Origin of the sequence: Paenalicyclobacillus ferrooxydans (assembly GCF_001399675.1) — a bacterium.
GTDB classification, from domain to species: Bacteria; Bacillota; Bacilli; order Alicyclobacillales; family Alicyclobacillaceae; genus Alicyclobacillus_B; species Alicyclobacillus_B ferrooxydans.
Genome location: NZ_LJCO01000048.1, coordinates 83,178 through 105,847, shown reverse-complemented (window position 1 = coordinate 105,847; position 22,670 = coordinate 83,178). Strand labels below are relative to the sequence as shown.

The following is a 22,670-nucleotide window of genomic DNA, read 5'->3' as shown; positions in this document are numbered from 1 at the left end:
CTATCAAAACCGCTTAGGAAGCGGGAATTTGGAAGCGTGCACTTGGGAAATCTGCTTGTGTATTTGGCTCTACTACAACCCTTTGACCGGGTGCAGGAACAACTAAGCTAGGGTCATTTTGGTTCACTGTTGCATAAACGACGTGCCCGCTGTCGTTGACAACCGTAATGACGTCTGACGGTTGTACGGAAATGTTCACAAATGGTTGATGTGAAAAGTCTGCCACCTGTTTACCGTTGACGAGAACAACAATGTTCGAACTGGTCTGTGACGGAGAGAGATACAGTTCTACACTGGCTTGCTGGTGTGACGTAACCTGTCCTGTCGGTACAGCCGCAAAGCCAGACCGCCATTTGTCCAGTGTCTGGTGCACCGAGGGCACTTGCATGACAGCCTGAACCACTATCAACATGGTTACGAAACCAAGGGCGATGGGGACAGTCAGACTGTCAATTCGTTCTGCGAAACTGCGATACGGGTCGTCCGCCGCTGCTCTCTCGCGATGCATCCGCTCATCTCCTCCTGCAACGTATCGTATGCGGACAAACCCTTAATCATGTCAAGGATGTATCGCTCCGGCATGGGATCGTTGCGTTTGAGGTTCAGAATCAGCTGCGCTTTCCCTTCATAACCTCTAACAAAAAGCGTTGCCGCCAGAACGTATATTGAATGATTTTTTTCTGAATCGCCGGTTGTATGTTCTCGAAATGGATCGAACCAATTAGAGATGCATTGTCCTCTCGTTCCTCTAGTCGTAACAGCACTCCTTGCGTCTCTACCGGAAATTGGTCTCGAGGTAAAATAAACCGGCAGATCAAGCTATATCCAATTTGGAGTGGACTATGTTTTGGCAAAGACAGACTAATCCCTCCACCGCTTAAGTCCCGCGAACGCACATCTAGGGTGTGGACCACCCCGTTATGTGTGAACTCTATGCGTACAGGGAGATCGGTTTCAACTCTTACGAATTCGCGACGTTGGTCTCGCTCTAATTGGGTCTCTTCAGGGCGTTTGATAACCCAGCTGACTGAAGTGCCGTTAGATTGGTTAACGGCAAGCAATGTTGATGGAAATCGACATAAGCCACCCGTCCCATGAAATTCGACCCAAAAGTTGTGGCCAGGTGTTAGACCAGTAATGGGTTGCTGTAATATCGGAACATCAATGACTAGACCATTTGCATGAACATCCAGTAATCGAGTCCTAAAATAGGACTCGTCATTGCGATGCATGCGGATTCGCAGGGGCTGTCCAATAAGCGGCAATTGCATTGAGTATCTCCTTTTCATGCGCCATGCAAGAGTAATGTCAGTGTCTCTATATTATAAACATTAACCGAGCCATGGCGCATGAATTTCCGTCTATTGGTTGTTCAGGAAGAAATCTATGACAACTGCCGGACGGATATCTGTTTTCCAGTCGTTGCATCCATGACGACGGAGTAGGTCTGTCCTCCGTGTGTACCGATAAATTGTACGCCGCTTCGGACACTACCCATATTGTCGTGCATCACAACATTGCGTACCTGTTCTACGTTGAGTTGCTTGTTCAACCGATTCCGTAACTCATCGGCTGTGTAGACTCGTTTTGGCGCCACTTGCGGGATTGGGGTGCGGTAGTACGCTTGCGTGTCGAGCGCGAGAATATCCCCGTTATCCAGTGCAACGTGCACGCTGATTGGGGAATCTATCGCTAAGCCGTTCTTGGTCTTAGGAACAAGGACAAAGTAAGCGACATGGTCGTATTCGTTGGCGATCTCCGTGGTCACTTCACCGAAACCGTTCTTTTGCAACCATGACTCTGCTTTGTCTGCAGCTCCGGCCAAACCAAGCTGACTGCTCCTTACTGTCCTGCTGCCATGGAGAACCAATACTTTGCCACCTGCTCTGGTGACAACTGCGGACATTGGTCCATGTGAAGTTGAGCCTGAGATCATGTAAACCTGTTCGACTCCGCCAAGGTTCGAGGTTTTGGTACGCCAGTCTTTGCCGGACTGCACGTTGAGTAAAGCAGCAACCCTCTGCATGGCTGCAGATGGAGAAACGATGGGACCTTGCTGAGTCTTTCCTGGTGAAGCGGGACCTTCCACTTGTCCGCCAAGCGCTGCTGCTTCAGAAAAACCCGACAGACCATTATCGAGATTACGAAACCCATCGACAACCTGATTGTCCCCTGTATGATAGCCGTTTTTTTGATTCATGGCCCGATTGATGCCAACCCAGCCGAGTCCTCCATTTAGGATCTTGTTTTGCACATCTTCAAGTTCCGTGCTTGCTTGTTCCGCTTTCTTGTAATATGTCTCAACCTGTTTCAGCACTGTCGGGTCTTTACTCGTAGCACCTTCATTCAACCAGGCATCTGACTGATTCGAGAGCGCCGTCAAGAAGGCTTGTGTGTTGTGCATGGGCATGAGTTCAACGGGAAGCTTTGCGATCTCGTTTTGTGCGGCGAACGAAATCCTCCAGATGTCTCTTGAACAGGCCGCAAACCCGGCTTTGTCGGCGGATACTTCGGACTCGCCGAGTCGTTTCTCAATGTTCCCTACATCACTGACGAGGGAGTGAAAGGCGGACGAGTACTGGGCATCTGTTTGCGCAACGAGGGCTTGGCGGTCGTTGTGAAGTCGGTAGTTCCAAACACCGAGACCGGAACTGAGTACAGCGAGACCTACAATTGGAATTGCAAACCATGTGATTCGATGCATTCAAATCCCCCCTTCCTTTCTAGCGGCAGAAGATATGATGGCCAATTTGGAGTATCTCCGGACGAGACCAAATCCATTTGTTTGTCGCGGTTGCAGGGTCGAAGTAGTACAATGCGCCCATGGTCGGATCCCATCCATGAATCGCAGCCAAGACTGCCTTCTTGACGCTTGCGTCCGGAGGAACGTTAATTTGCCCGTCTGAAACGCACGTGAACGCTCCTGGAGCGTAAATAATGCCAGGAATGCTGTGCGGAAATTTAGGGCTCTTCAACCGGTTTAAAATGACTGCAGCCACAGCCACTTGCCCCTCATATGGTTCTCCGCGCGCCTCCCCGCTGACAACGTGATCGAGCAAATTGATGTCCGATTGCGTGATGCCAGGAACAGGTTGGGCATTGAGCGAGTTTGACGGTTGTCCAGCAGACGCTGCGGTTGATGGGCTCGACGGAGTCGACGTCTGCGGTGAACTTGTTCCGCCTGAATGATACTTCCATGCTTGGGTTGCCTTGACGAGGACTTGCTTGGTTTTCAGCGTTACCCGACCGTTGACCGGCATACCGAACTGTTGCTGAAACCGCCGAACTGAAAAATACGTCATCCAGCCAAATTTTCCGTCAATTTTCCCTTTGTAGTAGCCTAAAAACTTGAGCCGATTTTGAAGCTCGTATACATCATTCCCTTGACTGCCCAACATCAGGTTGCGCATGGTAAATGCATTGGCAACTTGAACAAAGGGGTTGACCGTGGTTGAACGAAACGGCTGAGTTCCCTGTATACCTGCAGCCAGGATTGGGGCAACTGACAGTGATGCAATCACGAAGGCTCTTCGCCAAATCCTAGTATGCTTGCCCATGTGTCTGTCGAGCTCCTTCCAGGTCATGCGAAAATGTCCCTCGGAAACGGGGGTGCTCATAGTGTGGTTCAACCAACACAAAATATGCCTGTCCACCATGGACAGGCATATCAGACATTCTGCGTATTTCGTTTATAAGACTTTACCTTGCACTGCAATTGCAACGAATAGCGAATCTAGCTCAGGCAAGCGACTCAATTTCAAAGTCATCTTCGTTGTCGCACAGGCATTTTTTAAATCCAGTTTCAATATGTCCCTTCGCGTCTCGTACTCCGCGAAGAATAAACGTTTCGCCGCATTTCCGGCACCGGATGTGCACCTTCACCCGTTGGTTTGCCAGCGCCACGTCGTCAGTCACTCCTTCAGTTAAGAGCGTTTCGGAGCGCATGCAGTGTGTACCCCCTAATCCCAAATCCCAAACAAGTATATTATGTTCCAGCGGTGCTGATCATAAACTTTCCAGCCAGTGAATTATTCCTTCGCCATTGCTGATGAAAACTCCTGCTTCGCGGATTATACCCACCCTCGCCAGCGGGCAGATTCTGCAACCCTGCGCACCCCGACCATGTATGCAGCGAGTCGCATATCAACCTTGTACCGTCGAGCGGTTTGGTATACAGAATCAAAGCTGCGACGCATGAGTTCGACAAGGCGGGCGTCCACCTCATCTTCAGTCCAATAGAAGCCCTGGTTGTTTTGTACCCATTCAAAATACGATACAACAACCCCGCCCGAATTTCCGAGAACATCGGGTACAATCAAGACGTTGTTTTCGTCCAGAATCTTGGTGGCTGCGGTTGTCGTTGGTCCATTGGCGGCTTCGACAAGGACCCTCGCCCGAATCCGATGTGCGTTCTCCTGCGTGATCTGGTTTTCAATCGCTGCCGGGACCAGTATATCGCACTCTTGTTCGAGCAGCTCTTTATTCGTGATCGTATTTTTAAACAGCTTGGTCACCGTGCCAAAAGAGTCCCGCTGCTCGAGCAACTCCGGAATATCCAAGCCATCGGGGTTATACAGTGCACCATAGGCGTCAGAGATGCCAACGACTTTCGCACCCGATTCATGCATAAACTGTGCCACGTAACTGCCGGCGTTGCCAAACCCTTGAACGATGACTCTGGCATTCTGGATCTCAATTCCGCGAGCCGCTGCAGCCTGTTCAATGCAGATCACAACGCCACGCGCAGTTGCCTTCTCCCGACCCTTACTGCCGCCAAGTACGATAGGCTTTCCTGTGATAAATCCAGGCGAATCGAACTCGCGTATTCTCGAATACTCATCCAACATCCAGGCCATATTTTGTGAATTGCTGAATACATCCGGAGCGGGAATATCCTTCGCGGGCCCCACAATCTGACTGATGGCTCGCACGTACGCACGACTCAGCCGTTCAATCTCTGCAAAAGACATCTGGCGCGGATCGCAAACGATGCCGCCTTTGCCTCCGCCGTACGGCAGGTCTGCAATCCCACACTTGATTGACATCCAAATCGACAGGGCTTTGATTTCGTCCTCAGTGACGTCTGGATGCAACCGGATCCCACCCTTCGTAGGACCGACAGCGTCGTTATGCTGTGCCCGATAACCAGTGAAGACCTGAACAGAACCATCATCCATCCGCACAGGAAAGCGAACGGTCAGAACACGCAGGGGTTCTTTAAGCAGTTCATACATTTCATTGGAAAACCCAAGTTTTGAAAGCGCTTCCTGAATGATGGATTGTGTACTTGTGAACACGTCCAGATCTTCAGCCGTGGTGCCGGCAGAGACAGACTGCAGGTTTGTCATGAAATAATACCCACCTTTTAGCTACCTTTTCGTTTGCGTACGCTTGATTTTCATCCTAAGAAGTTCATTCAAATCGCAAACAAGTATACCTCTTGTACGGACGACGTCAATCCGGTGTGGTTAATATCGTTGGTTGTTCATCCAGGGACGCCGGCGAACGAGTGTTCAGCTTGTCCGCCTGCATAGTCCCTCTGGATAGTCACAATAGGGTTGTCTCGTTGCAACTTTAACGAAGAGAAAAGCGATCTGCAATGGTCTGAATCGCATCCCGAGCCAGAATTGTTTTTGCGTATTCCTCCAGCCAGGTCGGCGTGAGGCCCGAAAACTCCCCGTATTCTTGGAGGATAGCCCAAATGGAATCATACTCATCGTCGCTCATACTGTTCTCATCAACGGTCAGATAGTACGCTTCATTATACATAAAGAGGCGCGTTACGATTGCGTATTCAACCAAGGCATGTGCAATCAACACAACATCCTCGAAGTCGCGAATTTTAAATACGAAGTTTGAATCCAGTGGATCCGGGAGCTCGAAGTCCATGGTTTCCTCGCTCTCGTCTTCCTCATCCTTGCGAGCGGGCAGGCTGGGTACTCGAGTCACGATGACGACAACGCCTTCCTGGGGCATCGTGAAGGCCTCGATGGAAATCGGACCGGCTACTTCAAAGCCGACTTCTTCGTAGGCTGTCTCCATCATATCCCAAAAAAGCTCTTGCACCTTTTTGCCGTTATGCCATATTTCATCCCGGTCGATGCCGCGTCGTTCGAGGTCCTCGTAACTTATGAAGATGCGCACCTTATCTCGGGCGATCCGTTCAATTCGCATCGGTACCCCTCCCTTTCTCGCTGCATTCGGCTTTCTGAATCCGAAAGCCGCATACCGGCGAATGATCCTCTTATCAGAATATATTGCTATAAGGTATTCGCTAATTCTAACATCGCGTGCGCGTATATCTCAATACACCGCAAATAATCGTCAAGGGCCCAATTTTCATCAGCTTGGTGAGCGAGGTCTGCCTGATTCGGAAACAGAGGACCAAAGGCAACCGCATTTGGGATCGCTCGCGCATATGTTGCTCCGCCGATGGCAAGAGGAACTGCAGGCTGGCCTGTCAGTTTTTGATATACATCGGACAGTACACTGACAACCGGGTGGTCAAGTGGCACGTACAATGGTGCTTTGTCGCCTGCAATCTCGATGGACCACTTATCGGACATGGTCTGCTGAATGCTGCTGAGCAGTTCCGTGCTGGTCTTGTGAATCGGATAGCGAATATTGATTAAGAATACATACTTTCCCTCGTCGAGATAGGCTCGGCCAAGGTTACTCGTCAGATGTCCCGTCACTTCGTCAGATGAATCAATTCCGAGACTTTTCCCACGGGTATCAAGCATGGAAATGGCACGCCACATCGACGCGTTAGACACGGACTGACTTGCCAAGAGTACTGCGAGCCTTGTGATGGCATTGACTCCAAGATCTGGTGTACTGCCGTGCGCAGAAGTCCCCGAAACAGCAATTTCGATGTGAGCGCCGGAAACGTTGAGGCGGACATTATAATCCCGTGTCCTGGCTTCCTTGTGCAACTTTTGCTCCCATTCAGACGCAGCAGTTTCTGAATGACAATCGACAATCGCTGTTGCGAGGTCAGGGACCATGTTGCTGCGTTCGCCGCCGTCAAATGAAAGAACCCTCGGGTTCATCGACTTGTCGTCCGCCGGGACTTCAATGCGAACGGTAGCGGCTCCTTTTTCTGCGTGAATTAAAGGGAAATCAGCGTCCGGAGTAAATCCTCCGAGCGGCAATGGCTGCTTTGCAAAATAGTGTTCTACACACTTCCAACCGCTTTCTTCGTCGAGTCCAAAGACCAATCGAATTTTGCGCTTCGGGGTATACCCCATTTGTTTCAGGCCAATCAACGCCCACAGTGTACTGAGCGCCGGACCTTTGTCATCTATGGCACCTCGTGCGTAAATTCTCCCATCGCGAATCTCGGCTGCAAACGCAGGGGATGTCCAGTTTGTACCTGCGGGAACAACATCGAGATGCGAGAGTACCGCAACGTATTCATCTCCGCTGCCAAACTCCACGTGACCTGCGTAACCGTCGACGTTGGCAACGATGAATCCAAATTCAGAAGCTAAGTTGAGTACATATTTCAGTGCATCAGCAGCGTCTTTACCAAACGGCTGACCGGGAACGTATGCACCTTCGACACTTGGAATTTGAAGCAGCTCCTGCAGTGTTGATACCATACGTGTGCGGTGCTCCGCAATAAATCCTTCCAGCACGACTTCGTTCCCCCTTGCCTTCTCTGCCCCATCCTTGTGTCAGCTTATTCTCGCCTACCAGCAAGATTAAGTGGACTGACGTTCAACGATGTTATGCAACAAGGTCACAGAATAGTTTTCCACAGGTTCGTCTTTTAAAAGTTTGGTCAACAGTCGCATAGAGACGGCACCAAAATCGTACATCGGTTGGGCAATCACCGTCATCTCCGGGCGAACCATCTCAGCAAGCCGTGTATTATCAAACGCCATTACCTTGATGTCGCGCGGGACGTTTTTGCCAATGTCTTGCGCAGCATGGATGGCAGCCAGTCCGAGTTCGTCGGAAGCCGCGATAATCCCGTCAATGTTTGAGGTCGACAGCATTTCCTTGATAACTGGTAACGCTGTATGATACCGACCGTCAGGAATCTCAATGCGGTTGAGCTGCTCTGCGGGGACACAGCGAGCCAGTCCGTCTCCACGACGATCGGCCAAAACCGAGTAACCAGTTTCAGTTGTGACGTATGCGAGCGTCTGACAGCCGCGGGTCAGCAAATACTCCCCTGCATCGTATCCGGATTGACGATTGTCGATATTCACAGATGGAATGCGGCGTTCCAAGTCTTCCGTAGCGCATAGTACAACCGGAATTTGGGCAGCCTCAAAGGCCGAAATGTGCTCTTGGCTCAGCTTGTTTGTCATGTAGATGATGCCATCGACCTGTTTCTCCCACATGGTGCCGATTAAATCGACTTCGCGATCCGTTTCACCGTCTGAGTTTGTCAAGATGATATGGTAGTCGTACATCGTAGCAATGTCCTCAATGCCTCTAACGACCTCAGCGACAAACGCAGCCGAGACGTCCGGAACGATAACGCCGATAGTACGGGTCTTTTTACTCGCTAATCCTCTCGCCACAGCATTTGGTCGATATCCAAGTCTTGCGATGGCATCCTGGACGCGTTTCTTTGTATCTTCCTTAACCACGGCCGTACCATTTAAAACTCGCGACACGGTGGCCATGGATACTTTCGCTTCTCGAGCTACGTCGTATATGGTGACTGTCACGTCCTGCCACCCCTTTCGTCCATTTTCCACTATCATATCATTTTCCAGCGTGCCGTCCATAAAACGCAATTAAGTTACAAACCAGCGAAGAAATTAACTGCCCAGGGTGAAAGTTGTCTTGATGCGAGACGAATAAAAAAGATGGACATGGGTCTGAGCCCAGTCCATCCGGACGAGTGCGGGTGAAGGGACTCGAACCCCCACGGTCTCCCGCCAGAACCTAAATCTGGTGCGTCTGCCAATTCCGCCACACCCGCAAGAAAAACCAATTGACTTGATACAATGATCGAGTCGACAAGTAATATAGCACGAGTTGAAAAGCCAAGTCAATCAGGGCGCCAGACACCAGTTGTCTGGCGCTTCTACTTGCAGTGCACTTTCAGCAACAAACGGCGTCATCGATGACCTGCCATATTTGGTTTGTGAGGAACAAGACACCCACAGTGCATGTCGAGCCCTTGTCATAGCGACATAGAACAGACGACGCTCCTCTTCAAGATCAAGAATACTGTCTCTCAGATATGGGTTGTCAGCCAGCGCACCGATGACAATAACTGCATCCCATTCCTTGCCTTTGGCACCGTGGAAGGTCTGCCATTCGATTCGCCCCCTCGCAGATTCCTGCCCATAAGCTGCCCATGCAGCCAGGAGCTGTTGACGCGTCCTCGCCAGAACCCCAACTGACCATTCTGGCTCTTTTCGGGTGAGTGAACCTAAGAGGCTGCTGACGCCCGACGCCTCAGCTGATTCGCTCTTCCACAGGGTACACACGGCACTCCCCTCACGTTCACTGTTTACTTCAAAGACTTTTCCAATCCGTTGTCGGTTCAGCCCAATAAGATTGGCTGCCGTTCGTACAATCAGTCGGTCGGAGCGAAAATTACGGGTCAGCATAAATGTTTCCGTGTCATCCGCTGACATGCTTGCCGCGTGCAGCCACTTCGGATTCCCACCGCGAAACGAATAGATCGACTGGTCGTCATCACCCACGACGAACAACCGGGTGTTCCAAAGTGCTCGAAATGCTTGGATAATGGTCCATTGAATCTGGTTTGTATCTTGAAACTCGTCGACCAAGAGATACTGAACAGCCTCGGACTGGGGAACTCCCCTCATCAAATGCTCACAGAAAACGATTAGAATGTCGTCGTAATCCCATCTGTTAAGTCGGCGTTTCATAACTTCATAGCGGGCTGCCGCACTGCGGTACCGTTTTTCGAGAGTTCCAATTGGCCAAGTGGATTTGGCCAACGTCAACGCTTGGCCCAATTGCGTGACGTGGTGCGGTTGCGCAAGCCCCTCTTCACGCAGGATTTGCCGGAACAGTTGGTACTGTTCTTGTGTCCCGAGGATCGGTGGTACTTTGATGTGTTGCTCAAGAAGCATATGAAACGCTTCCGAGTGAAAGGTACCGATGCGCAGTGCTTGGAAGTTTCGCGGTATGGCACAAAGGGATGGACTCAGCCGATCCCTCATTTCTTTTGCAGCCTGACGGGTGTACGTAATCAACATCGCATGTTTTGCCGTGATAGTTTGACGATTGAGTTGGTGTACAATATGTTGGGTTAGGACCGTGGTTTTCCCACTTCCGGGGGATGCAACGACAACGGTGTTTCCCGAATCTCGATCGATGATTTCCTGTTGCATACTTGTCCACATGACAGCCGCACTCTCCTTCACGTGGAGTTTGCAACAGACGACGGCACCCGTCGATAAGGCACAGGATAATTCCATAACAATGAGTGACTTTCCTAAAACGGATACTTCGTTTTGTTAACGCAGCATTTCAAGTCTCCAAGTGAGAAGAGAGGCCGCTTTCGTGATCTATGCAATCGGTGATTTACATTTGTCTGAAGCCAGTGACAAACCGATGGATGTGTTTGGGGACGCATGGACCAACCATCATCTTCGTATCGCAAAAAACTGGGCACAACGGGTTACACCGGAAGACACCGTGCTGTTGCCGGGTGATATTTCGTGGGCCATGACTCTGCAGGAGGCAGCCCTTGACCTGCAGTTTATCGCCGGACTCCCTGGAAAGAAGGTCATGATTCGTGGCAATCACGATTACTGGTGGAGCGGTATTTCAAAGGTAAGGTCGCAACTTCCCCATAACTTGTTCGCCATTCAGAATGACAGCTTTTCTCTCGATGGCGTTGTAATCTGCGGAACGCGAGGGTGGATGCTGCCATCACATCCCCAGTTTGGCGAAGACGACGGGCGACTGTTAGCGCGCGAGGCAGAGCGCTTGAAAATGTCACTTCGTCACGCAGACCTAACCGGACTGCCGAAAATTTGCATGATTCATTATCCCCCGCTTGGGCCGGATGGAGAGTCTACCGTTTTTACGGATCTATTGGAGACATTTGGAGTGTCAGTCTGTGTATATGGACATTTGCATGGACATACGCACAGGTTTGCCTTTTCAGGGGTTAAAGGTGGGGTACGATACCAGTTAACCAGTGCAGACTATATCCATTTTGACCCTGTTATCGTTAGCCTGGACTAAACTGGACTAAATTCCTTTCGTCCCTGCCCCATCCTTTTGTGGGGTCCGTCCTAGGTGCTCCCGCCAACGGGCGGAAACAGGCGTTATTTACGACATAGGAATACACCGTAACCAAGCGGGCGAGAATTTCGCTCCATCCACTCAGAGTTTGACTGGAGCACTTCAAGGATCTCCTTCCTTTGATATACCCCGGGATTTGATAGGTCCATCATGGCTGCGTTCGGATAGGCATTGCTGTTGGCCTGCGCCATGGCCAATGGATCAACCCGGCGCGTCGTCAAGACCTCGATGTTCGTAAAACCCGCGTTTCGGTAGAGTCGTTTCCAACCTTTTTGATCGGGTACAAACCTTGCACCATATACATTTTGCACGCCTTGTCTCCAGGCGTCGTCAACGGGTTGCATCACGAGCATTTCAACGTCCACATAGACGCCGTTTGGTTTTAAGACCCGCGCGTATTCACGAATCGCTGGCAAAGGATTGGCACTAAACACATTGACCGATTCGGTAAACACAAGGTCAACAGTTTCGTCAGGAAATGGGAGATGTTCTGCATCAGCCACCTCAAAGTGAATGTGATGCAACCCGAGTGTATGCGCTCGTTTGCGCGCCTTTTGAATCATTGCACGACGGATGTCAACACCTGTCCCTGAACACCCAGCCCATGCACACAGTTCGGCGAGCGTGGAACCCGTACCGCAACCGATTTCCAGCACGTCCTTAACACCGGTCCAATCGAGCGCGTCCCGCCATAATTTCGTGACAGACCAGCCGCCGGGATGAGCGTTTGCCGCACCAATTTCAGCTAGTGCATCTTGATAATCCATACCTACCTCGCCCCCTCTGCGTAATCACGTTATGTTGACCAGGCAAGTGGCTTAACGGCATATGCCTACTGTTGGCGTTGCATTTGTTTGTGTGGGGTTGTAGAGTGGACAAACAGTGAGGTGAAGGTTCGGTGAAGAATCGAGTCCAAAGTGTCTACGTCCTGCTTGTTGAGGAACCTGGCGATTTTACCATGGAACCGAGGGCCGTTGTAATTGTCCTGGGAAACAGTCAATTTCGGGTGTATTCCGTTCGCGCAGAACACAATCGCCTGAGGTCAGTCATGAACCGTCATAACTGGGCCGACCTCGAAGCGGGCATTCAAGCGGCAGGAACCCATTACCGTCTGCAAGCCCGTACGTCGGATATTATAGAAAAGGGATGGACCTCACTGGAGGCCATCCCTGAAATCCTTTCGTGGCTGCGAGAATTGTATCCACGCCATCTGTTTTTCCTCGATCAACAGATTCAAGCATTACTCTGAGAAGTTGTTACTCTGACTTCCCGCTCGTCAACTCGCCATCCCAGCTGAGCATGCCGCCATTGAAGTTTGCAACGTCAAATCCTTGTTGTTTGAGGAACTGAGCCACCTTCTGTGAGCGGCCTCCGCTGCGGCAAATAAAAAGGTACTCCGCGGCCTTCGGCAGATCTTGTGACCATTGTTCGACTTCCTGCATGGGCTTGAGAGGTACATTCGGGATATGCCCGCTTTCATATTCCTCAGGAGTTCTTACGTCGATCACGGTCTTCTTGCCCTCTTGCAGAATCTGTTTGAGTTCCTCTTTGGTGTATTGCGGAATTCCATCTGTTTCAAACGGCATCCTCTCTACCACCTCGTCTATTCTTGTTCACAGGAATATCTTGCCATCAAATCGGTTTTGATGTCAAACAATCCGCAAAGAGATGTGACCGGTATTGGACAGCATCGATGCAACCCGAAAACAGGACCATTATCATCCTGTTAACTGCATCGACTGCTGCCTGTTCTCATCAGCCTTCCAGTAACAGTTGTTCCGGGTCTTCAAGCAGTTCCTTAACGCGCACCAGAAAACGCACTGCCTCTGCACCGTCGACAATGCGATGGTCATATGAGAGTGCGACGTACATCATAGGACGCAACTCAATGTTTCCATTGACCCCAACAGGCCGCTCCTGAATCTTGTGCATGCCCAGAATACCCACTTGCGGCGGGTTTAGAATGGGTGTGGACAGCAGAGAACCAAACGTTCCTCCATTTGTAATGGTGAAGGTGCCGCCACGCAGGTCCTCGAGGCTGAGCGCGTTGTTTCTTGCCCGCGCCGCGAGAGAAGCGATCTCTTGTTCAATCTCGGCGAAGCTTTTGCGGTCGGCATCCCGAACAACAGGAACGACCAGGCCTGCTTCCGTGGCAACTGCAATGCCGATGTCGTAGTAGTGCTTCACGATCATCTCTTCTCCGCGGATCTCTGCGTTCAGTGCCGGCTGACTTTTCAATGCACCGACAACCGCCTTTGTGAAGAAGGACATAAACCCAAGTCCAACACCGTGTTTGTCTCGAAATGCATCTTTACGACGCTTCCTGACATCCATCACTGCAGTCATGTCGATCTCGTTGAATGTCGTTAACATCGCCGCCGTGTGTTGCGCTTCAACCAATCGCTTCGCGATGGTCAGGCGCCTTCTTGAAAGACGGACGTGTTCCTCCGGGCGATCGGTGACGGTCGCAACATTCCGTGATGGTTCCTGTTGAACCGGTACAGCAGGTGCAGCTTTCGACGCCGGGTTTGGCGCAGATTGCACCGTGCCTGTCTGTTGAACGATGTCAACAGGCGTGATTCTCCCTTGACCGCCGCTCCCAGCTACCCCACTCAGTGCCACGCCATGTTCAGAGGCCATACGGCGAACTGCTGGAGTCGCCCTTGGGGGTAAGTTTCGCGACGAAGCAGCTTGCTGCTCCGTGAGATTCATGGGTGCTGCTGCAGGGACAGGTTGCTGCTTCTGTGCAGCCTCCGTCTTTGCAATCGCCGCTTCTGTAACACTTTGTGCCGCTGAAGCGGGCGTCGATACTTCAGTTGATGTTGATGCCTGTGCCACAGCCTCATTGCCTACTTCTCCAAGCACATCTCCGGGGGCCACTGTGGCGCCCGCGGCATGATGAACGGCTGAGAGCACTCCATCGACCTCTGACATCACTTCAACATTCACTTTGTCTGTTTCCAATTCGACGACTGCTTCACCAGCCGTCACTGAATCTCCGACATTCTTCAACCAGGTGCCAACGGTTGCCTCAACAATGGACTCACCAAGCTCTGGTACGCGTAATTCTGCCACCAATGAAACCTCCTTCAGTTTCCACAACCCATCAAATGGGCGAATCAGAATCGAAAATGGGAGTTGGTTAGAACTCCGTGATCTCTTGAGTCAAGTCTCGTCCGAGTGCCGTTTGGATCAACTCATTCTGGACATGCTGGTGAACATCTGCCACGCCTTCCGCTGGACTCGCATGTGCAGCGCGGCCTACGTAGCGAAGCGTGTATTGGCCGTTGGTAACAGCCCTCAAATGGGGTTCAATGTATCCCCACGCCCCCATGTTTTTCGGCTCCTCCTGGACCCAGACCACTTCCTTGACGCTTGGCAAGGCCTGCAAAATGGCTTGTACAGATTCTTTGGGGAATGGGTAGAGCTGTTCGATGCGACAGATCTGAACTTGGTTCTCCACTTCGCCTCGGGTGCTGTCGTGTTCCAAGTCGATAGCGATTTTTCCGCTGCAGAAGATGACCCTTGACACCTGATAGGGGTCTGAAGGAGTCTCACTAAGTACTCGGTGAAAACGCCCTTCCACCAGCTGCTGCCACGGTGATGCAGCATGTGGGTTTCTGAGCAAGCTCTTTGGCGTCATGACGACGAGCGGGCATGGCTGACCCTGCAATCGCATGGCCTGAACACGCAGTAAATGAAAATATTGTGCCGCCGACGTGACGTTGGCCACCACCCAGCTGTTTTCCGCTGATAGTTGCAGGAATCGCTCGAGGCGTCCACTGGAATGCTCCGGTCCTTGTCCTTCGTAGCCATGCGGCAAGAGCAGTACGATTCCCGACTCCTGCCCCCATTTGGACCGCCCGGACACGATGAACTGATCGATGATAACCTGTGCAACGTTGGCGAAGTCGCCAAACTGTGCCTCCCACAACACCAAAGTGTCTTTGGCTTGAATATCGTAGCCATACTCAAACCCGAGCGGTCCCGTTTCCGAGAGCGGGCTGTTGTGAACATCAAACGACGCGCGATTTGACTTCACATGCGCGATGGGAATGTGCCTTTCGCCAGTCTTGTAGTCATGCAGCACAAGGTGGCGATGGCCGAAGGTTCCCCGTTCTGTGTCCTGACCTGTCAGTCGAATGGCAGTTCCGTCACTGAGAATGGACGCAAATGCAAGGGTCTCCGCCGTGGCCCAATCCACTTTTCCGTTGTCTGCCAAACTTTGGGCTCGACGTTCAAGAATGCGCTGCAGTTTCGGGTATACCGTAAACGAGCTAGGCCACTCGAGCAGTTGCTGGTTGATGTCTCGCAACAGGTCTGCACTGACGCCTGTTTCAAATCCCTCCGTCATGGTCACCGGAGAGAGTTGCGGCTGCGTAGGCTTAACCTCGCCCTTTTGCACACGGCTGTAAGCGTCCTGCAAGTGCTTCTGAACACGTGCCTCACCTTGCTGCCCTTCTTCTTTTGTCAATACACCTTGATCTGTCAACTCGTCCTGATACAACTCCCGAACGCCTCTGTGCGAATTGATTGCACCATACAGCACAGGTTGTGTTGCAGCAGGGTCGTCCATCTCGTTGTGTCCCCATCGCCGATATCCGATGAGGTCAATCAAGAAATCCTTATGGAACTGTTCGCGGTATTTGTATGCCATCAGGACCGCAGCTACACAGGATTCCGGATCGTCGGCTGAGACATGAACCACGGGAATCTCAAAGCCCTTGGCGAGATCACTGGCGTAACGCGTTGAGCGGCTCTCGTGGGACTCTGCAGTGAAACCGAGCTGATTGTTGGCGATGATGTGAATCACACCACCCACTTGATAACCAGGCAGCTGTGACATGTTTAATGTTTCTGCAACCACGCCTTCACCCGGGAACGCAGCATCTCCGTGGACGAGAACAGCCAGCGCCTTTTTAGGGTCCGTGTGAGGTGTGCCTCGTTGCGTTCTGTCGTCCTGCGCGGCACGGGTGGATCCTACGACGACCGGATCGACAAACTCAAGATGACTTGGATTGTTGGCTAGCATCAGCCGCGCTTCAACGAGGTCCCCTTCATCCACTGTTCGGTGAGCGCCAAGGTGGTACTTCACATCACCGGTCCAGCCATAGTTAATCCCCATAGAACCTTCGGAAGGGACAAGGTCCTTGTTGGGAGATGCGTGGAACTCTGAAAAAATCACGTCGTACGGTTTCCTAAGCACGTGAGCCAGAACATTCAGTCGGCCCCGATGGGCCATACCCATGGACACGTATCGGGTGCCCCGTGCCACAGCCCGCTCAATCAGCCAGTCCAGCATCGGCACAAGCACGTCCAAGCCTTCAATCGAGAAGCGTTTCTGACCGACGAAAGTCCGGTGCAGGAACTTTTCAAACTGTTCGACCTCGAGGAGCCGATACCAGAGTGAACGTTTCTCCTCACTCGTCAGGTGCACAGCAGGTGTCTCAGATTCCACGTAGTTGGTCAGCCAATTGAGTTCAGCTGCGTTGTTGACATGGCCAAAGTCATAAGCGAGTGTACCCGAGTAGAGCTTGCGCAGATGAGCAATCACATCAGCCGCTGTATGTAAGTGACTTGGTGCTTTGCGCCAAACCCACTGTGCCGGAATGGTCTTCAGATCTGCCTCTGTAATTCCATAGGATTCTGTTTGCAAAAGCGGGCTGTCCGAAGGGGACTGAGCCAGCGCATTGACACGTGCACCCCGGTGACCAAATTCACGGATATTGCGAGCGAGATCGACCGCTGCCACCACAATGCGTATGTCGTCAGCATTGATGGCAGATGCCTGTGACGAATGCTCCACATAGGGTTGTCCACTTTGCTCAGGTGCCCCTGCATGATCAAAGTAATCACGCACTGTGGCATCAACAGACGCAGGATCCTGCAGATATTGCTCGTAAAGTTCGAGTACATAACCGTAGTTGGGGCCAAAAAATTCACTCCATGATGCTCCACTGAACAAGGGTTGATTCGCCATTGACGTTCATCTCCTTACATAAACAAACCGCGCGCATAGCTCACCGACATGGCGAGTCAAACTAGCCACGGTGGGTCTCTAGTATGAGGCAGATTACCCTAGATTGTGCACAGGGAACTGAATTGGAATGCACCTTTACGTAAATCGGTAATGTCCGGGGAAAGACGCGGAGGCCGAACGCCACAAAGCACCAACCTGAACGAATTTCATGGTCGCTCAGGTTGGTTAATAGAATCGCTTGAAACGAAGCCCGGGCGATACCTTCAGCGTAAAATCCGATGGACTGTGTTATGCAACACTTCCGCTGCAATCGCAAAACCGATTCCTTGAGAACTCTGACTGACGGCAGTGTTCATTCCGATGACTTGACCGCTCAGGTTAATGAGTGGCCCGCCGCTGTTTCCGCGGTTGATGGCCGCATCCGTCTGCAGGAGATTCGGGTAATCTCGTTCGCCAATCTTCAAAGGTCTCCCGACGGCACTGACGATTCCAACAGTCACGGTATGATCAAGCCCAAGAGGAGAGCCAATTGCCACAACCCACTCTCCTGGTCTGGCTGACTTTTGACTGCTGACGCGCAAAATTGTCTTTGGCAACACGATGGGCGCTCTCAAGATTGCAATGTCGTGCGTATAGTCGGACGCGACAACGGTCGCCTCAATGGGGTCCTTTTTGCCGTACTGCCGCAACATCACTTTGCTTGCACCGTGGACCACGTGCTCGTTCGTGAGTATATAGCCTTTGTGATCAAAGATAAAGCCCGTACCTATATTGATAGACCGGAAGCTGTCAGCCTCCGGTCGCTCCCATGGCATGCCAAACGGAAGTAACCGCGGTGTGACATGGCGTTCTTGAGTTACCTCAATGCCAACAACAGCTTTCTTATAACGGTTTACCAAGCTCACGAAGTTCGGCAGGCCCACATCAAACGTCGCGCGTTGCCGCCCTCTGATCCCGGCTTTTGGGTTCGTCGCCACTCACCGTCACCTCACAGGTAGAAGACTGAGAAGTCGTTCCTTCAATCCTATTCTCAGTTTCCCCGCACGGTGATGTTAGCCGCTTGGATTCCACATACGCCTATCTCTTCTTGGCTGCCCCCCGGTCTGTAACCCTCATTTCTCAGTTGGTTACAGGTGCTTGTTCCTCTTCAGCTGCTTTTTTTGCAGCATCTTCGTATGTGCCCGGCAACACGGGTTTTGTAACAAAACTGAATCCCCGAGTTAACTTCCGGTACAACCCCTGTGCATCCCTCGCACCAACCGTGGCGTTATTTCTTACAACGAATGGGACGTCTGTACACAAGCCGCACTTGTCAGCACAGTCAACAACCTCGTGCTCGATTTCAGGATGTTCCTCTACAATCAGGTCGTAGACTGCCTGAGAGTATAAATTGAGGTTCTTCTTGCACCATTTCAGGCTCATCGAGTTTGCCAATGCGTGCCAGTCCTTTCACATTCGAGTCTAGACCTATTGTACTCTCGGCTGGCACGCTTGTTAAGGGTATCTTTTTTTCTAATGTCGATAGCGAACTCCGTAATTCCCTTTTCTGGTCTTATATACTTGCACTTTTACCTCATTCGAACCACGTAACAAATGATCATCGCGGACGCACATCGCCACGTAGGAAGCTACAGACTTGGAATCATACAGACGTGCTTCGTAGACCCACGACATTTGTACTACTCCCTCCCCGGCAACAGATTCCGTCGTATTGTGCCCGGGAAGGCGCATTGTCATGCCGATTTCGCTCTTGCCTTGCATATCGCACCCCGACTGTCTTTGCGCACGATTCGAGTGGAACTCGACGAAGCGTGCCCAGGCGCGTCGGGCGTGGTACACTACACCAAGTGGAGGGAAAGACATGTATGGTGGATTCATTTTACTTGAAGTCTGTGATGCCAATCCGGCGGCGACATCCGAATTGTATGGGCTCGAAAACGAGTACCCTGGGCTCTCTGTAATGGAAAATTCCTGCATGAGTGAGTGTGAACTTTGTGCGGCAAGGCCCTACGTATTTTTGAACGGAGAACTGCTTGCGGCGTCTCCGGTCGAAGACTTAATGTTGCTGATTCGATCGCGCTTAAATCAGTTGTTTGCCGATGATACAGAGACCTCGATGTGAAATCCGGCATGTTTGCGGATGTTGAGGACCCCCTCTTCGAAAAGCAGATACTGCCCTTTGATTCCACACAAGGCACCCTTGACTACCGGCTCCTTATCAAACGACAAAGACTTCAGTTTTGGCTCAAAGCCTGCTAACCTCGGATAGCCAAAGGTCGCTACGGGTCCGGGTTCTTCGAGAACGTAATTTTGATAGTTGTCGTCGAGCTGTTCAATCACCTGCCGCCGTATCTGTACCAAATCTGCATCAGAGTCCCCCGTATCCTTCAGCATTTTACGCCAGTCTGTTTTGTCAGGAAGGTGCTCTGCAATGTGCATCTCCAACTCCCCAGCCGCCTTCCTGGTGGGCGTTTCGGCTAGGAGAATGGCAGATGTTGCACCTTGGTCCATCCAGCGCTTGAGTTGCCTCCCTTTGCGCGTCAGTCCCACTTTGACGGAACTGCTATCAGCCAGATATACGTAGTGCGGGATCATGCAGTGCGTGTCGCCAAAGGCACTGTCTCTACAAGTGCCCAAGTGGTAATGACAGTCATGCGGCTTGACAATACACAGGTCGCATTCTGCAAGGGTTGTCACGCAGGGATAGCAGTAGCCGCTTTGGTATAATTTTTTGACACGTCGTCCACAGTGAATGCAGGTTTTGTCACCAGTAAATTTGAGTTCTATGTGTTCTCCAAGGAGTGAAGAGAGAGGCAATGTGTTTTGACCCGCTGCGAGTTCATATTCGACGACAAGGGGGCCTGACTCACTCGGCGTTGTGCGGTTTTTCAATTCTTGCAGCTGTCCACGCAATTCTTTCATATGTGAAAATGCTCCCTCATACGGAAATTGGCCGGCGGTCCTCATTCGGATGAAGTTGAAGAGCTTGTGTGATACTGACTTCATCGAAGAGATGAAAGGGGCATGCCGATGTTATATGTGCTGCTTGCCGTTCTGCCAGTATGCTTGTTACTTGTTTGGCTGTACACGCGGGATCGGCTGCATCCAGAACCGAAGCGGCGTGTCTTCTCCCTGTTTCTCCGCGGTGCTGGCGTTGTACTCCCAGCCGGGCTGTTAGAGCGTGTACTGATGGAAAGCCACTGGCCTGGCGCACGCACAGGCGTTTTGCTGCCATCTGTTTTTGTTACCGCCTTCTTTGTCGCGGGTATGGTCGAAGAATTTCTCAAAGCCGGCGTCATTGACAGGGGTGCCTTACAGAAAGGGTGGATTCAAACTCCGATTGACAGCATCGTGTATTCCGGCGCCACCGCCCTTGGGTTTGCCTGTGTTGAGAACATTCTGTATGTCACGCACTCTGGAATATCGACAGCCATCCTTCGGGCTGTAACCGCCGTGCCGGCTCACTTGATGTTCGGCATTTTAATGGGGACGTATTTCGCTCAAGCTGCCTTTGCTGGACGTCCGAAAGCTTTGGCTTACATCGTTCCCGCACTCGCACACGGCTTGTACGATACGTTCGCGCTTTCAAGCGGTTGGTGGAGTGACGCACTACTCGGAGTTTACTTACTGATTCTGCTCGAACAGTCGCTTCGGCGCATTCATAAGGCGGAACGACTCACATCGATAAACGGTCATCTGGTGTCATAGCCCATCTGACCAAACGGCTGAGGACCTTCGCTGACTCCGTTGTACATCAGAATCCACCCGTGTGGGGCTTTGAACACCGTGATCTCGACTTCATCGTTCAGCATGTGCATCTGGAATAGGTTCATATCTGTTTTGCTGTATGGACTTAAATGTTCATCCTGGATTTTTAAGTTTAGTAATCGGTGTTTCTCGGTCTTCGGTACTACAATCCCGTCGTGAGCAGAAATGTTCTCCCACTGGATATCAGCCTGCCAAAGCTGCTTATCAACTTTTTGACGGAGCTGTTCATAGATTTGCCGAAGCGGTTTGGCTTTTCGACTGTGTTCTGAAACATACCAGTGTCGAACCATAGAAAACCCCTCTTCAAAATGAATCTGCGTGAATCGTATATGATTGTATCACAGTATGTACGTACAACAAGTTTCGCAAAACGCATCCCAGGACCGGTGCTGTTCTGACAAACTTCACTGGTTTTCGATAGAAATGAGAGGAGCGCCCCCTTTGGTAAACCAACCGGATTAGGGGGCGCTCTCAAAAAGGATATGGGAAAGTCTGACCTTATTATAACGAAGGCGATTGCGGAAAGAAATAGGTAAATCCTAGATTGCGCATTTTGAAGAATCAGTTGTAATTTTGTTGTTTTTTCTGCATGCAGGGCCCTTTTAGTGTGATTGCACAGCAGTGCCCACGATGGTAACATAAGAAACGAATCTGAATGCTCGCTTCAGTGCAGGGAGGTTGCGCCATGTTTAAGTATTATTTGGGTATTGCAATTATGTGTGTCATATTTTCTGTAATGGCTGCGTTCTTCTCAGAAAGCGGTCAGACCTTAACGACGATTTTCCTTGCGATGGCGGGCGCTTTCGTTGCTTTGGGATTCGTTACCTCGGGTCGGTCTTCCCGCTGGTAGTGCATCGACTCAGATTCAATTTGCTTCACAGTGCTCCTGTCCGAGTATCATCGGCAGGAGCACTTCTGCATTCTGGTTGATTTCGACAACCGGAACTGTGTCTTCCACTATGTCTGGGATTTGTCGTACCGGGTCAGCAGTTAAACGTGTTCCAATAATGAACAGAAGCTCTGCACGGCCGGCCCAATCTACGGCCCGACTGACATGACGCACGGTTTCGCCCGCCAAGACGATTCCTGGATGGAGGACGGCGGTACAGTTGGGACACCTTGGGACCCCGTAGTGCAGTGCTCGTTCACTTGATTCCACCAGTCCGCATCCTGTGCATAATAACTCACGAATGTTTCCGTGCATCTCGAGAACGTGCTTGGAGCCGGCCAGACGATGTAATCCGTCAATGTTTTGCGTGATCACCCAGGTGTCGCTTGTGGCGAGCGACAGGTGCGCAGGGTTCGGAGCGGCTTGGAGGAAACGTCTGAGGATTTTCCGGTATGACGAGTAAAACTGTTCTGTATCGTATTCAAACAGGGACCCATCGAAAAAACGTTGTAAGGGAATGCCATCGATGCTGTCTGACAGCAATGGGAGTCCACTCGGCTTGCTGATGCCCGCCCCCGTGACAGCTACTTTAAAGTGGGCTTGTTGTGCCACTTCTCCAATATGGTAGTGAAAAACGTCCTTTGGATCCTTCAGACTTACATGCAACTCCTCGAATTCGTCCTTTCTGTACAAAAAATGAACCAAATTCAACAACAGCGATTTACAAATCAATGCGGGCAGTCTATTGTGACAGGGAAAGTAATCCATTTCCAGCTA

General features: G+C 51.2%; 24 protein-coding genes and 1 tRNA gene. 5 read left to right on the top strand and 20 right to left on the bottom strand.

Annotated elements, in window-relative coordinates; translation table 11 throughout:
- Positions 1–13 precede the first annotated feature (13 nt).
- The 11 genes from AN477_RS12180 to AN477_RS12130 all read right to left on the bottom strand — a co-directional run bounded on the left by AN477_RS12180 (position 14) and on the right by AN477_RS12130 (position 10,346).
- Positions 14–508: a hypothetical protein gene (locus AN477_RS12180; RefSeq protein ID WP_054969426.1), complete on the bottom strand. Its 495-nt coding sequence runs from the start codon at positions 506–508 to the stop codon at positions 14–16.
- Positions 509–608: 100 nt separating this feature from the next.
- Positions 609–1,271 (bottom strand): flagellar brake protein, encoded by a 663-nt coding sequence (locus AN477_RS12175; RefSeq protein ID WP_054969425.1) that lies wholly within the window; start codon positions 1,269–1,271, stop codon positions 609–611.
- A gap of 113 nt (positions 1,272–1,384) precedes the next feature.
- Positions 1,385–2,704 (bottom strand): PepSY1/2 domain-containing protein, encoded by a 1,320-nt coding sequence (locus tag AN477_RS12170; RefSeq protein ID WP_054969424.1) that lies wholly within the window; start codon positions 2,702–2,704, stop codon positions 1,385–1,387.
- Positions 2,705–2,723: 19 nt separating this feature from the next.
- Positions 2,724–3,557 (bottom strand): spore cortex-lytic enzyme, encoded by an 834-nt coding sequence (sleB, locus tag AN477_RS12165; RefSeq protein ID WP_054969423.1) that lies wholly within the window; start codon positions 3,555–3,557, stop codon positions 2,724–2,726.
- A 181-nt stretch (positions 3,558–3,738) separates the two neighbouring features.
- The gene (locus tag AN477_RS12160; RefSeq protein ID WP_054969422.1) at positions 3,739–3,945 is read right to left on the bottom strand and encodes a hypothetical protein; all 207 of its coding nucleotides are present in this window, start codon (positions 3,943–3,945) and stop codon (positions 3,739–3,741) included.
- Positions 3,946–4,070: 125 nt separating this feature from the next.
- Complete coding sequence (locus AN477_RS12155; RefSeq protein WP_054969421.1) at positions 4,071–5,348, bottom strand: Glu/Leu/Phe/Val family dehydrogenase; 1,278 nt, start codon at positions 5,346–5,348, stop codon at positions 4,071–4,073.
- A gap of 226 nt (positions 5,349–5,574) precedes the next feature.
- The gene (locus AN477_RS12150; protein WP_054969420.1) at positions 5,575–6,174 is read right to left on the bottom strand and encodes an adaptor protein MecA; all 600 of its coding nucleotides are present in this window, start codon (positions 6,172–6,174) and stop codon (positions 5,575–5,577) included.
- Positions 6,175–6,260: 86 nt separating this feature from the next.
- Positions 6,261–7,640 (bottom strand): dipeptidase PepV, encoded by a 1,380-nt coding sequence (pepV, locus tag AN477_RS12145; protein WP_054969419.1) that lies wholly within the window; start codon positions 7,638–7,640, stop codon positions 6,261–6,263.
- 66 nt (positions 7,641–7,706) lie between these two features.
- Positions 7,707–8,687: a substrate-binding domain-containing protein gene (locus AN477_RS12140; RefSeq protein WP_054969418.1), complete on the bottom strand. Its 981-nt coding sequence runs from the start codon at positions 8,685–8,687 to the stop codon at positions 7,707–7,709.
- A 177-nt stretch (positions 8,688–8,864) separates the two neighbouring features.
- Positions 8,865–8,944 (bottom strand) — tRNA-Leu (locus AN477_RS12135).
- Positions 8,945–9,017: 73 nt separating this feature from the next.
- Positions 9,018–10,346 carry a UvrD-helicase domain-containing protein gene (locus AN477_RS12130; protein ID WP_054969417.1) on the bottom strand — a complete coding sequence of 443 codons (1,329 nt, stop codon included), beginning with the start codon at positions 10,344–10,346 and terminating at the stop codon, positions 9,018–9,020.
- Positions 10,347–10,506: 160 nt separating this feature from the next.
- On the opposite strand from AN477_RS12130, the gene AN477_RS12125 reads away from it, so the two are divergent.
- A complete protein-coding gene (locus AN477_RS12125; protein WP_083486231.1) occupies positions 10,507–11,196 on the top strand; it encodes a metallophosphoesterase in 690 nt (229 codons plus the stop codon).
- Positions 11,197–11,279: 83 nt separating this feature from the next.
- Here the strand turns inward: AN477_RS12125 and AN477_RS12120 are convergent, their stop codons facing one another.
- Positions 11,280–12,023 (bottom strand): class I SAM-dependent methyltransferase, encoded by a 744-nt coding sequence (locus tag AN477_RS12120; protein ID WP_054969416.1) that lies wholly within the window; start codon positions 12,021–12,023, stop codon positions 11,280–11,282.
- A 131-nt stretch (positions 12,024–12,154) separates the two neighbouring features.
- On the opposite strand from AN477_RS12120, the gene AN477_RS12115 reads away from it, so the two are divergent.
- Positions 12,155–12,505: a hypothetical protein gene (locus tag AN477_RS12115; protein WP_054969415.1), complete on the top strand. Its 351-nt coding sequence runs from the start codon at positions 12,155–12,157 to the stop codon at positions 12,503–12,505.
- Between the two features lie 7 nt (positions 12,506–12,512).
- Here the strand turns inward: AN477_RS12115 and AN477_RS12110 are convergent, their stop codons facing one another.
- The 5 genes from AN477_RS12110 to AN477_RS12090 all read right to left on the bottom strand — a co-directional run bounded on the left by AN477_RS12110 (position 12,513) and on the right by AN477_RS12090 (position 18,670).
- Complete coding sequence (locus AN477_RS12110) at positions 12,513–12,842, bottom strand: rhodanese-like domain-containing protein (protein ID WP_054969414.1); 330 nt, start codon at positions 12,840–12,842, stop codon at positions 12,513–12,515.
- Between the two features lie 169 nt (positions 12,843–13,011).
- A complete protein-coding gene (gene odhB / locus AN477_RS12105) occupies positions 13,012–14,331 on the bottom strand; it encodes a 2-oxoglutarate dehydrogenase complex dihydrolipoyllysine-residue succinyltransferase (RefSeq protein WP_054969413.1) in 1,320 nt (439 codons plus the stop codon).
- A gap of 67 nt (positions 14,332–14,398) precedes the next feature.
- Positions 14,399–17,236, bottom strand: coding sequence for a 2-oxoglutarate dehydrogenase E1 component (locus tag AN477_RS12100; protein ID WP_054969412.1), 2,838 nt, complete (start codon positions 17,234–17,236; stop codon positions 14,399–14,401).
- 263 nt (positions 17,237–17,499) lie between these two features.
- Complete coding sequence (locus AN477_RS12095) at positions 17,500–18,213, bottom strand: S1C family serine protease (protein ID WP_245631803.1); 714 nt, start codon at positions 18,211–18,213, stop codon at positions 17,500–17,502.
- A 142-nt stretch (positions 18,214–18,355) separates the two neighbouring features.
- Positions 18,356–18,670, bottom strand: a complete 315-nt coding sequence (locus AN477_RS12090; protein WP_245631802.1) for a DUF1450 domain-containing protein — start codon at positions 18,668–18,670, stop codon at positions 18,356–18,358.
- A gap of 427 nt (positions 18,671–19,097) precedes the next feature.
- Between AN477_RS12090 and AN477_RS12080 the strand changes: the two genes are divergently transcribed.
- Entirely contained in the window at positions 19,098–19,358 is a 261-nt protein-coding gene (locus AN477_RS12080; RefSeq protein ID WP_054969410.1) for a DUF1450 domain-containing protein, read from the top strand.
- On the opposite strand, the gene AN477_RS12075 is transcribed toward AN477_RS12080, so the two are convergent.
- Entirely contained in the window at positions 19,322–20,158 is an 837-nt protein-coding gene (locus AN477_RS12075) for a DUF2797 domain-containing protein (protein WP_054969409.1), read from the bottom strand. The genes AN477_RS12080 and AN477_RS12075 overlap by 37 nt on opposite strands.
- 108 nt (positions 20,159–20,266) lie before the next feature.
- Between AN477_RS12075 and AN477_RS12070 the strand changes: the two genes are divergently transcribed.
- The gene (locus AN477_RS12070) at positions 20,267–20,944 is read left to right on the top strand and encodes a PrsW family glutamic-type intramembrane protease (RefSeq protein WP_054969448.1); all 678 of its coding nucleotides are present in this window, start codon (positions 20,267–20,269) and stop codon (positions 20,942–20,944) included.
- Here the strand turns inward: AN477_RS12070 and AN477_RS12065 are convergent.
- On the bottom strand, positions 20,929–21,294 hold the full coding sequence (locus AN477_RS12065; RefSeq protein WP_054969408.1) for a hypothetical protein: 366 nt from the start codon (positions 21,292–21,294) through the stop codon (positions 20,929–20,931). The two genes, AN477_RS12070 and AN477_RS12065, sit on opposite strands and share 16 nt — an antisense overlap.
- Positions 21,295–21,689: 395 nt before the next feature.
- Here AN477_RS12065 and AN477_RS25040 point away from each other — a divergent pair, with 395 nt between their 5' ends.
- Complete coding sequence (locus AN477_RS25040; protein ID WP_169787885.1) at positions 21,690–21,854, top strand: hypothetical protein; 165 nt, start codon at positions 21,690–21,692, stop codon at positions 21,852–21,854.
- Between the two features lie 15 nt (positions 21,855–21,869).
- Here AN477_RS25040 and AN477_RS12060 read toward each other — a convergent pair whose 3' ends face one another.
- Positions 21,870–22,559 carry an SIR2 family NAD-dependent protein deacylase gene (locus AN477_RS12060; protein WP_169787884.1) on the bottom strand — a complete coding sequence of 230 codons (690 nt, stop codon included), beginning with the start codon at positions 22,557–22,559 and terminating at the stop codon, positions 21,870–21,872.
- Positions 22,560–22,670 lie beyond the last annotated feature (111 nt).